Genomic DNA, 11,461 nt, shown 5'->3' on the forward strand with positions numbered 1-11,461 from the left:
TACAATAAATTGAAGTCGTCCGGCGTTTGATGGTGTTTGTATCCAGCCTGTTTGAAATCCCGTGGAGACATCGGTTATGAAAATCATCTATCTGACGGCAACCCTTGCAATATGCGGGCAGCTTGCCGCCCAGACCAACGGCGTTCTGACATGGGACCAATGCCTTAAGGAAACCAAAACCTACAGCCCGAACATGATTTCCGCCAAGGCCGCCGTGCGGGAACTGCAGCATAATGTGGTTGCCGCAACCGCCGGGTTTCTGCCTCAGATTAACGCCTCTGCAAAACACACCAAATCCGGCAGCAGGGCCGATGATTCCGCATCAAAAGAACAGGACAGCACCTCGGCCGGATTGAGTCTGTCGCAGTCGCTTTACTCCGGCGGTGCCAACACGGCCAGACGAGAACAGGCCCTGATCAGGCTGAATATCGGGAAGGAACAGTACCGGGCAACTCTTTCCGATATTGAGCAGCAGGCCCGGCTGGCCTATATCGATGTTCTATATGCTCAGGAGCTGATTGATCTGACCCGAAAAATTACCGATCGTCGCGCCAACAACGTGCGACTGATCCAGCTGCGCTTTGACGGCGGACGGGAAAACGCCGGATCGCTGGCACGCAGCAAGGCCCAGCTGAAAGAGGCGGAGTTTGAAGAGCGGGAAGCCCACCGATCTCTGGATTACGCCCTGAAAAACCTTTCGGCAGCCATTGGCCGGATTGAGCCGATCGCCGGAGTCGCCGGTGCATTGTCTTTTACCAGTCCGGATCCGCTTGCCAACCTGCAGGTGCTGACCCGGCAAACGCCGAATTATCTCATTGCCGAAAAACAGGTGGAGTCAGCCCGGCAGGGACTGACTGTGACGCGCAGCGAACGCTTCCCCTCAATCAAATTAAGCGCGTCCACCGGACTTGCCGGAGAACAGGACCTGCGGGATGAAAGCTGGAGTATGGGTGTGAGCGCATCGATTCCGCTGTTCACCGGACGTCGGCTGACCAGCGAAGTCCTGGCTGCCAACGAGCAGGTGATTCAGACGGAAATGGATCTGATCGACACCGGCAATTCCATCATGGCCTCGTTACAGGGCACCTGGAACAATTACACCGATGCCGTGGAATACGCCGAGGTGCAGAAAACCCTGCTGGATGCAGAAGTTCTCCGTGCCGAGATTTCAACGGCCAAGTACAAACAGGGCCTGCTGGATTATGAAGACTGGGACATAATCGAAAGCAACCTGATTTCCCAAAACAAACTGCATCTGCAGCGGCAGCGGGCCGCTGCCGTACAGGAGGCGAACTGGCGTAATGCACTGGGACAAAGCGTCTGGGCAACCACCGAGGAAAGTAACTGATATGAAAAAGACAATATTCTGGTTTATCGTTCTGCTGATTCTGGCCGGAGGCGGCTATTACCGGCACAAAAGCCTCACTCAGCAAGCCGTAAGCGGGCCTGCATACGACACCGCCACGGTCGAGCGCCGCGACCTGCGAACGACCGTGGAATCCACCGGCGAGGTGGAGCCGCGCAACCGGCTGAAAGTGATCTCCCCGATTGCCGGACGACTCGAAAAACTGCTGGTTGATGAAGGCGATTCCGTTGAAAAAGGACAGATTCTCGGATGGGTGAGCTCGACCGAACGCGCCACCCTGCTCGATGCCGCGCTCGCAAAAAGCCAGAAAGAACTGGAATACTGGCAGGAGCTGTATAACCCCACACCGCTGATTTCCCCGCTGGGAGGAACCATTATCGCCCGGGATTTTGAGCCCGGGCAGACAATCAGCTCCAGCGATTCCATCGTTGTGATTGCCGACGACCTGATTGTGGTCGCCAATCTGGATGAAACCGATATCGGCCAGATCCAGGTCGGCCAGACGGTGGAAGTGACTCTGGAAGCCTACCCCGAAAAAACATTCCCATGCGTCGTGGAAAAGATTGCTTACAACGCCAAAACGATCAGCAACGTGACCATGTATGAGGTGGATGTGCGCCCGGTGAATCTGCCTTCTTTTGCCCGCAGCGGCATGACGGCCAATCTGGAGGTCATTATTGAAGAACGCAAAAACGCCCTGACGCTGCCCGCATCTGCCATTCAGCAGAAGGCTGTACAGAGTTCCGCTCCTGCTGCCTCCGGAGAGAGCGGCGGTGGAAACCTCCGGGAACACTTGCAAAGCATGAACCCGGACGAACGCAAGGCCGCCATCGTAAAGCGGATGCGTGAGCGCGGACTTTCGGATACGGAAATTCAGGAACGTCTCCAGCGTTTTGCCGGCGGCGGTCCGGGCGAAGGATCGGGAGCGATGCGCCCCGGCGGAACAAAGGCGCCCACCCACAGAGCCCCGGCAGTTGCTGAGCAGTCGTATGTACTGACCGGCAGCATGGTCAGTCCGACAGAGACTGCAGTTGAAACTGGGGTCTCGGACGGCACTTACATCGAAATCACCAAAGGACTGAAAGAAGGCGACCGCGTACTGATTCCGAAGATCAGCCTCGGATCGGGCAAAACCAACGGCGGAAGTTTGTTCATGCCCAGACCGCGCAGCGGAGGATCGCGTAGATGATTACGATCAGAAATCTTCGCAAAACCTATCAAATGGGCAAAGTGGAAGTCCGCGCGCTCGACGGGATTTCCCTTTCGGTCAAACAGGGTGAATACGTCGCCATTACGGGCGCGTCCGGGTCCGGAAAATCAACCCTGATGCATATTCTGGGCCTGCTTGATGTCCCGGATGATGGAACCTTTGAGATCGACGGAACGGACGTCACAAAATTTTCAGAAAATGAACTGGCCGCATTCCGAAACCGGGTGATGGGATTTGTTTTCCAGCAGTTCAACCTGCTGAAACGAACGAGCGCTCTGGAAAATGCGGCCTTGCCGCTGATTTATGCCCGCAACGGCCGGCGCCAGGATGTCGCGCGGGAAAAGCTGGAGCTGGTCGGGCTGGGCAACCGGATGTCGCACCACACCAACGAGCTCTCCGGCGGACAGCAGCAGCGCGTGGCCATTGCCCGGGCTCTGGTGAATCATCCTTCCATTATTTTTGCCGACGAGCCGACCGGAAACCTCGACTCCAAAAGTGCGAAGGAAATTATGCAGGTAATGAGCGAGCTGCACGCACAGGGGCTCACGATCATTCTGGTAACTCACGACTCGGATGTGGCGAATCACGCTCAGCGCATTATTGAAATCAGGGATGGGAAAATCCTGTCAGACACACCGAATCCTGATGCACCGAAGGTGCCGGAAAATGTTCCGTCCAAGAATTCTTCCAAGGTTCGGAAAACATCCGTTTTTCAATCGCTGCGCGAAGGTGAAGTCTTGTTGAGGCAGTCGCTCCGATCCCTGCTGTCCAACAAGGTGCGGACCGCGCTTTCCGCTCTGGGAATTATGATCGGAGTAGCGGCGGTTATTGCGGTGGTGGCTCTGGCAACCGGCGCCAAAAAGTCGATTGAAGATCAGCTTTCGCAGCTGGGAACCAACCTGCTGATGCTGATGCCGGAACGACGCATGTCCGGCGGAGTCCGGCAGGCGTCGGGAAGCGTGTCGCGACTGGAAGAGGAAGATACCAAGGCCATTCGCGAGCAGGTGCCGCATGTCAGCTATGCCAGCTCCACGGTCAGCGGCAATGCGCAGCTGAAGGCCGGCAACAAAAACTGGAACTGCCGCGTGGAAGGAGTGGATCCGGAATACGAGATTATGCGTTCCAACCAGCCGCAGCTCGGCCGGTTTTTCACGGAAGCGGAAATGCGTAACCGGTCCCGGGTCTGCGTGCTTGGGCTGACTCCTGTGAAAGAACTGTTTGGTGGAGCCAACCCGGTTGGGCAACAGGTTAAAATCAACCGTCAGACGTTTACAGTGATCGGTGTGCTTCCGGAAAAAGGAAGCAGCGGCTTCCGGGACTATGACGACACAGCCATTATTCCGTCCACGACCGCCATGCGCCGCCTGTTTGGTAAAACATATGTCGACCGGATTGAAATCCAGGTCGATGAATCGGACAATCTGGAACAGGCACAGAAGGACATCCTTGCGCTGATGGCCCATCGCCACCGGACCGGCACCCGCGAAAATCCGTTTGATATTCGCGACATGACCGAAATTCAGGAAACCGTTTCTTCCACGGGGGACGTTTTGTCGATTCTTCTCTCTGGAATTGCCTCCATCGCACTGGTGGTTGGAGGGATCGGCATTATGAATATAATGCTGGTATCGGTCACCGAGCGAACCCGGGAAATCGGCCTGCGCAAAGCGCTCGGCGCACGCGGGCAGGATATTATGATGCAGTTTCTGATCGAAGCGCTGATTATCAGCTTCTTCGGCGGATTCCTCGGCGTTCTTCTCGGTGTCGCTGCCAGTCTGATTACGGAAAAAACCAGTGGACTGGAAGTGCTGATTACCCAGAACTCCATCATCCTCGCATTTGTGTTTTCCGCAGTCATCGGCATTGTTTTCGGCATCTGGCCGGCCCGCAAAGCCGCCCGGCTCAACCCGATTGAAGCCTTGCGATATGAATAGCCGGGACAAGCCCGAAGCTCGCTCTGGAAGAAGAAATATGCAATAAATGCTGCATGCTTCTGGAAACATTCATCGGAATTGTCATGGCCATGCTGGCCATGTGCCTGTTCAACCTCTCGCCCCTGCTCCAGAAATCCGCACTGAATGAAATTCCAAAACTGTCATTTCACAACTGGTGGACCTCTTTTAAGCAGTTGATTGCCAACCGCCGATGGGTCTGGGGATTTGTTGTCGGCTGTATCGGACTGATCCCCTATTTTATTGCGCTGGACCTGGTCGGCGTGGCCGTCGTGCAGCCGCTTTACGGGTTTGGATTCATTGTTCTGGTGTTTGTATCGCACCGCATGCTTCATGAACAGCTGCATTCCGGAGCATGGATCGGCATTGCCCTGCTGATTCTCATGCCCGTGCTGATCGCTTTCGGTGATGTCTCAAATGTCCAGGTCGGCATTACCGAGCGCTCGACGCTGCTCAGCCTGCTGCTGTTCACGCTGGCCGTCGCCGCCCTGACTCTGCTGCTGTTCACTCAGGTTTCAAAACATCCTACGGCATGGGGATTCATCTCCGGAGCATTGTACGGGCTGGCAGCGGTTTTTATGCAAAGTGCGATTTCTTTTTTTGCACTGTTGAGACTCTGGGGATGGAACCGGCACCTGGCCCTGAGCATTGCTGCGGTTCTGCTCGCTGCCCCGATTAATATTTTCGGAGATTATTGCCTGCAGATCGGACTGCAACGCCGTAACGCCTCGCGATTTATGCCGATTTCCCAAACAGTCAACAACACCGTTGCGGTTCTCGGCGGCATTCTGGTGTTCCGCCAGCAAGTCGGTCACTGGGGATTCTATCTCGGTGCACTGGGGCTCGGCGCAGCCGGACTGTTTTTACTCTCTGTTTTTGAACACGCCGGAGACAGGCCGAAGTTCAAATCCGGTTAATCGTTTTTGATCTTCTCTTTGATCGAATTGATCTTTTTCTTCATTTCGTCCCGTTTGCGCGGGCGGAGAATCCGAATGGCCTCACCGGTGTTATATTCGTCGACCAGCTTCTGAATAATTGTCGACGCGGCATTCGGGTAGCCCAGTGCGGCGGCACGGCGCCTCATCTTGGCCATGCGCTCCGGATTTTTCAGCAGCATATCGATCTTATAGGCCATCGTGGCAAGGTTATTGCATTTGACCGCAGCTCCGTTTTCAAGAAGGAAATCGCTGTTGCGCTCCTCCTGGCCGGGAATGGGCTGATAAATCACCATTGGCAATCCGCAGCTCAGAGCTTCGACCGTGGTCAGTCCGCCCGGTTTTCCGATGTACAGATCCGACAGCTTCATCCAGTCGTGCATTTCGTTGGTATAGCCGAGGACACGAATGCTGAACCGCTGGCCAGGCGTAGAACAGGAGCACTGAGCACAAGCTGCCGGGCAGCCCTCCACCTGACTGAGGATCGTTTGTCGCAGCTTTTCATTTTTTCCGCAAATTACCACCACCTGTATGGAACTGGTTACCGTATTGAGCACTTCGACAATTCGCTCAGCCGAACTGACCCCGAGAGCTCCGGCGGAAACGAGCAACAGGGGCAGATCCCGGCGAATTCCGTATTGTCTACGCAGTTCATCGCGGTCACGCTGTTCGGCGAAAACCGGATCAATCGGAATCCCGGAAAGTGTCACCGCCTCCGGCGGGTAGCCGATGGCCTGGAGCTGCATTTTGGACTCTTCATTTCCGACAAAATAGTGGTGAACAACCCGAGAGAGCCACATGGCGTGCGCGTGGTAATCCGTGATGGTCAGAGCCAGATGGGTTTCGATTTTTTCCCGTTTCATCAGGTGCGACAGAATTTCCGCCGGCAGGAAATGGGTGCAGATGGTGATGTCCGGCTTGAAATTTTTGATCTTCCGAACCAACGGGCCGGTGTTCATCCGGTCGAGCATCAGCCTCATTTTTTCTGTTTTCCACGGCTCATCCTGTGAGTTATAGAACCATCCCAGCACAACCGGGGCGCTTTTTACCAGATCAATGTAAAACTGGCCGTAAAACCGGCGGAACACCTTGTTGGTGTGCTGCAGGGCGTCCACGTGCATCACCTCGCCGACCTCCGGATGCGTGCGAGCTGTTTTTTCCAAAGCTTCGGCGGCCCTCAGGTGCCCAGTTCCGGCGCTGACAGAAAGGATCAGAACCCTGTATTGACCGTTCATATGATTTCCCGATGAACCAGTTCGTGAAGCAGACGATCCGCTTCAGCATGAGCGGTGTTAATAAACTCCCTGAAATCATCGGCATTTTTACCTGTCGGGTCCGGTACATCGAGTTTTTCGGGTTCCTCATCGCCCTGCCAACCGTATTCCATCAGACGAAACACCTTTTCTTCTGCCTCTGGAAATTTTTTTAACATCTGATCTTTGTGAACCTGTTCCATCACCAGAATCAGGTCGGCCGCCTTCACCGTTTTGGCTGTCAGAGGGCTTGCGGTATGTTCGCGCAGGCTGAATCCGTTCTTATGGGCAATCAAAGCAACCACATCATTCACCCGGCCGCCGGAAACCGCCCGGGTTCCGGCAGAAGAAATCTTCAGCTTTTTCAGGGCTTCGGGCCGGTATTTCTTGAGATAATTCCGCAGATATCCTTCAAAATAGGCGCTTCGTGTGCGATTAGCGGTACAAACAACCAGCAAATGGAATTTTTTACGGAAACAAAACATAAGCGAAGTTTATACTGCTGCAATGCCTTCAAGTCACAAAGAAATCATTTAAAAACACATCACTAATGGACACAAAAAGAAAATAACCAGCCGCCTAAGAATCTCGTTCTATATTGTTATTTTTCTGTTCAGTCCTGGAAGCGGGTGGATATCATTAAATTTCAGCGGCTAAATAAAGCGAAAACCGCATAGTTTGGCCACGCAGATATACTGTACCTCTGACGCAAAAAATCTGTTTCCTGCATTTTACGAAAGGAACATTATTTTCCGGCGGTGAAGTTGAAGAACGCCGACCCGATAATTCCCGAACTGTACTTTCCAATGTTTGTAAATCCTTATAGTCTATCCCGGAATTTGAGGAGATTTAAATGGAACCGTTGAAGAAAACAGAACAGCTCATTGAAACAGGATTCTTTTCCGACAGGGATTTCAACTGTGCAGAAAGCGTTCTGGCGGCAGCAAACAAAACCTATGGCTGGGAACTGCCGCATGATGCGCTGAAGCTGGCATCCGGGTTCGGCGGAGGAGTCGGCGGACAGGAACTGCTGTGCGGCGCACTGAGCGGCGGCGTAATGGCATTGGGCAAACTGTTCGTTCAGGACCGGGCGCATGAATCGAATCTGATCAAAACCATTATTCAGGAATATTTCGACCTGTTTGAAAAAGAAATGGGATCCAACGAATGCGCTCCGCTCAAGGAAATGCACCGGACAGAATCTGAGGGCTGCCTGCAGGTAATTCAGGCCAGTACCCGCTGTCTCGACCGGATTGTTGAGAAATATCAGGCCCAATTGAACGGTTCATAGACTGCGATTATGCTTCACGAAGTCTTTCTGAACGCTAGAATGAATTCCTGTCTTTAACTAGGAGGGAGTTCTGATGGATTCATACATTCCGCTGCGTGAAGATATTTTCTGGGTCGGAGCCAACGATCGTTATACCTCTCTGTTCGAAGGACTGTGGCCGCTGCCGCACGGCGTCTGCTACAACTCCTACGTGATTCTGGACGAGAAAACCGCATTAATGGATACTGTGAAAGTTCAGAGTGAGCAGGACTTTCTGGGTAAAGTAAAGGGACTGATTAAAGACGGTCGGAAACTCGACTACCTGATTGTCAACCATATGGAGCCGGACCACTCGGGAGCCATCCAGGCCCTGCTCTCCCTCTGGCCGGAACTGATCATCATCGGAAACGAAAAAACCGCCCGTTTCCTGGAAAGCTTCTACGGCATCACGAACAACGTCCAGGTGATTAAAGGCGGCGACACGCTGTCTCTCGGGAAACACGTCCTGCAGTTCCACCTGATCCCGATGGTGCACTGGCCGGAAACCATGGTCACCTATGACACAACCGATAAAATTCTTTTCTCGGCCGATGCTTTCGGCGGCTTTGGCGCCATGACCGGCGGCATTTTTGACGACGAGCTGGATCTCGATTTCTACGAAGATGAAATCCTCCGCTACTTTTCCAACATCGTCGGGAAATATTCAATGATGGTGCAAAAAGCCATCGCCAAACTCGGCGGACTGGATATTCAGATGATTGCGCCGACTCACGGACCGATCTGGCGCACGAACCCCGGCCACATTATTGAAAAATATGACCGCTGGAGCCGCCATGAAGCCGAAAGAGGAGTCGCCTTAATTTATGGGTCCATGTATGGAAACACAGAAAAAATGATGGAAGCCGTCGCGCGCGGTCTGTCCGAAGAAGATGTATCCCGAGTACGAATCCATAATGTTTCGACCACGCACCTCTCCTTCCTGATCCGTGATGCGTGGCGCTATAAGGGGTTGATCCTCGGCGGGCCGACCTATGACACCGGCCTGTTCCCGCCGATGCAGTTCCTGATCGATATGCTACAGCGTAAAATGCTCAGGAACCGTACACTGGGACTGTTCGGCTCCTTCACGTGGTCCGGCGGCGGCGTCAACTCGCTGGTGAAATTTGCGGAAGAAGGCAGTTGGAACCTGATCGAACCGGTGGTTGAATGCCGCTCCTGCCCGACTGCGATCGATATCAATCAGTGCGTGGAACTGGGCCGGAACATTGCAAAGGCAATCAAAGCATAATTCCAGAGTTTGAAAAATATATGCAATCTTTCAGTTTAATGAATCCGGTTTTGCAGGCGTTGCTGGCGACTCTTTTCACATGGGGAGTCACCGCACTCGGCGCCGCGCCTGTTTTCTTTGCCAAATCGATCAACCAGAAGCTGATGGACGGCCTGCTCGGCATGGCCGCCGGCGTCATGATTGCCGCCAGCTACTGGTCTTTGCTCGCTCCGGCAATTGAAATGTCGCACGGAAGCTGGATCCCGGCGACCACAGGATTTATCGGCGGGGGTGCATTTCTCTATGTGCTGGATAAAATCCTGCCGCATCTGCATCCCGGAATGGCAATGAAAGATGCGGAAGGAATCCATACCGGCTGGCAGCGCAGCGTGCTCCTCGTGCTGGCCATCACCCTGCACAATATTCCGGAAGGCCTGGCGGTCGGCGTCGCATTCGGGGCCGTGGCCGCCAACATCAACGGAGCCTCTCTGGGCGGAGCCATCGCCCTGGCGGTCGGAATCGGAATCCAGAATTTTCCGGAAGGAACCGCCGTCGCCATGCCGCTGCGCCGTGAAGGACTCAGCCGGTTCAAAAGCTTTTGGTACGGTCAGCTCTCCGGAGCTGTGGAGCCCATGGCCGGGGTGCTGGGAGCCTGGGCGGTGATTACCATGCGCCCGATTCTCCCCTATGCGCTCGCGTTTGCGGCCGGAGCCATGATTTTTGTGTGTGTCGAAGAGCTCATTCCGGAAGCGCAGCGCAAAGGAAATACAGACTTCGCAACACTGGGCGCCATTTTCGGATTCGCTATTATGATGACGCTCGACGTCGCCCTGGGCTGACTCCCGAAACCAGAACGACCAATATGCACCTCGGCCAAATCACCATTAAACATATGAGCTACTTCTGCAGCCCGTTCCGGTTTTCGAACACCGGAGGCTCGAAAACGAAATTCAAATGATTCAATGAGTTGATCGGAATTTATAATTAAAAAAGTCCCAGCTGCTGAGGCTGGTCCGCATATTGCGGAAATTTCATGAGCGTTTGTTTGGTCAATTCGAGCAATGCGGGAACCGTCGCAGACTGCCCTCCCTTTTCGAGCGACTCAACCGTTTTTGCAAACAGCTGTCCGCAATAAACGCTGTCGACCTCCGCCCGGTGAAAATTACCGGAAGGAAACCCGAAGTGCTGAACAAGGGTGCCGAGCTTGTAGTTGATCATGCCGGGGAAGACGACCCGGGCAAGAGCGCAGCTGTCGAGCACAATCCCCGACGGAGCTTTCGCTTTATGCGTTTCAACCGCGTTGAGCAGAAACTTGAAATCAAACGGCGCATTATGAGCCACTAACGGCAAGTCGCCGCAGAACTCAGCAAGATCCGCCAGCACCGTTTCTATAGCTGGCTGTTCCGCAACCATTTCATCGCTGATCCCGTTGACTGCGGAAGCTTCCGGCGGAATCGGGCGCCCCGGGTTAATGAGCGTACAAAAGGTCCCAATCGGCTCTGCCCCATCGAACCGTACCGCACCAATTTCAACGACCGCATCCGTCTTCGGCTGAATTCCTGTTGTTTCTAAATCGAACGCTATAAATTCCATGGGGTCTCTTATACTGAAAGCTTCTGTGCTTGGCACGGATTTATTGAGCAGATATGCTCGTGAAAACGAAAAAGGAGGACCTCATGCATAAAGCAAAATCATGGATTATCATTACGGCTATTGCGGCTTTGCTGGCCGGATGCCAACAGGAAGCTTCCGCCAGCGAAGCTGGTTGGATGACTGATTACGACGCCGCATTAAAAAAGGCTGCGGCCGAAAACAAGTATGTCCTGGTGGACTTCAGTGGATCCGATTGGTGCGGCTGGTGCATCAAACTGGACAAAGAAGTTTTTTCAAAAGAGGAGTTTATCAACTATGCAGATGAAAATCTGATTTTAGTGCTGGCAGATTTCCCCCGCAGCAAAGAACAGCCTGAGCAACAGAAGGCCGCAAATAATGCTCTGGCAAAAAAATATGGGATTCAGGGATTCCCGACCGTTCTCATTCTAAATCCGCAGGGCGAACTTGTTAAGCGCACCGGTTATCAGCAGGGCGGCGCTGGGCCGTATATTAAAATGATCAAAAACACGATTGCGAAATAATTCCCGGAACATTCCTGTTTTCAGGGACGCCTGGAAAAAGAAAAAGCCGCTCCGGATTCCGGAGCGGCTTTTC

11 protein-coding genes are annotated in these 11,461 nt (G+C 53.6%); 8 read left to right on the forward strand and 3 right to left on the reverse strand.

Annotated features, from left to right (window positions below):
• Nucleotides 1-76 precede the first annotated feature (76 nt).
• The 4 genes from GT409_RS05680 to GT409_RS05695 are packed head-to-tail and all read left to right on the forward strand — an operon-like array spanning nucleotide 77 to nucleotide 5,445.
• Complete coding sequence (locus GT409_RS05680; RefSeq protein ID WP_160627787.1) at nucleotides 77-1,348, forward strand: TolC family protein; 1,272 nt, start codon at nucleotides 77-79, stop codon at nucleotides 1,346-1,348.
• Between the two features lies 1 nt (nucleotide 1,349).
• Entirely contained in the window at nucleotides 1,350-2,555 is a 1,206-nt protein-coding gene (locus GT409_RS05685; protein ID WP_160627789.1) for an efflux RND transporter periplasmic adaptor subunit, read from the forward strand.
• A complete protein-coding gene (locus GT409_RS05690) occupies nucleotides 2,552-4,510 on the forward strand; it encodes an ABC transporter permease (protein WP_160627791.1) in 1,959 nt (652 codons plus the stop codon). Before GT409_RS05685 ends, GT409_RS05690 begins: the two co-directional genes overlap by 4 nt.
• A 53-nt stretch (nucleotides 4,511-4,563) precedes the next feature.
• Nucleotides 4,564-5,445, forward strand: a complete 882-nt coding sequence (locus GT409_RS05695) for a hypothetical protein (protein ID WP_160627793.1) — start codon at nucleotides 4,564-4,566, stop codon at nucleotides 5,443-5,445.
• On the opposite strand, the gene GT409_RS05700 is transcribed toward GT409_RS05695, so the two are convergent.
• Both GT409_RS05700 and GT409_RS05705 read right to left on the reverse strand, forming a co-directional pair.
• Entirely contained in the window at nucleotides 5,442-6,698 is a 1,257-nt protein-coding gene (locus tag GT409_RS05700) for an MGDG synthase family glycosyltransferase (protein WP_160627795.1), read from the reverse strand. The genes GT409_RS05695 and GT409_RS05700 overlap by 4 nt on opposite strands.
• On the reverse strand, nucleotides 6,695-7,201 hold the full coding sequence (locus tag GT409_RS05705) for an arsenate reductase/protein-tyrosine-phosphatase family protein (protein ID WP_160627797.1): 507 nt from the start codon (nucleotides 7,199-7,201) through the stop codon (nucleotides 6,695-6,697). Before GT409_RS05705 ends, GT409_RS05700 begins: the two co-directional genes overlap by 4 nt.
• 368 nt (nucleotides 7,202-7,569) lie before the next feature.
• Between GT409_RS05705 and GT409_RS05710 the strand changes: the two genes are divergently transcribed.
• The 3 genes from GT409_RS05710 to GT409_RS05720 all read left to right on the forward strand — a co-directional run bounded on the left by GT409_RS05710 (nucleotide 7,570) and on the right by GT409_RS05720 (nucleotide 10,092).
• A complete protein-coding gene (locus GT409_RS05710) occupies nucleotides 7,570-8,007 on the forward strand; it encodes a C-GCAxxG-C-C family (seleno)protein (protein WP_160627799.1) in 438 nt (145 codons plus the stop codon).
• Nucleotides 8,008-8,080: 73 nt separating this feature from the next.
• A complete protein-coding gene (locus GT409_RS05715) occupies nucleotides 8,081-9,274 on the forward strand; it encodes an FprA family A-type flavoprotein (protein WP_160627801.1) in 1,194 nt (397 codons plus the stop codon).
• 20 nt (nucleotides 9,275-9,294) lie between these two features.
• On the forward strand, nucleotides 9,295-10,092 hold the full coding sequence (locus GT409_RS05720) for a ZIP family metal transporter (RefSeq protein ID WP_160627803.1): 798 nt from the start codon (nucleotides 9,295-9,297) through the stop codon (nucleotides 10,090-10,092).
• Between the two features lie 145 nt (nucleotides 10,093-10,237).
• Here the strand turns inward: GT409_RS05720 and GT409_RS05725 are convergent, their stop codons facing one another.
• Nucleotides 10,238-10,846, reverse strand: coding sequence for a 3'-5' exonuclease (locus GT409_RS05725; RefSeq protein ID WP_160627805.1), 609 nt, complete (start codon nucleotides 10,844-10,846; stop codon nucleotides 10,238-10,240).
• An 83-nt stretch (nucleotides 10,847-10,929) separates the two neighbouring features.
• On the opposite strand from GT409_RS05725, the gene GT409_RS05730 reads away from it, so the two are divergent.
• Complete coding sequence (locus GT409_RS05730; protein WP_160627807.1) at nucleotides 10,930-11,388, forward strand: thioredoxin family protein; 459 nt, start codon at nucleotides 10,930-10,932, stop codon at nucleotides 11,386-11,388.
• Nucleotides 11,389-11,461: the final 73 nt, after the last annotated feature.

The sequence above is a fragment of the Tichowtungia aerotolerans genome, from assembly GCF_009905215.1.
GTDB classification, from domain to species: Bacteria; Verrucomicrobiota; Kiritimatiellia; order Kiritimatiellales; family Tichowtungiaceae; genus Tichowtungia; species Tichowtungia aerotolerans.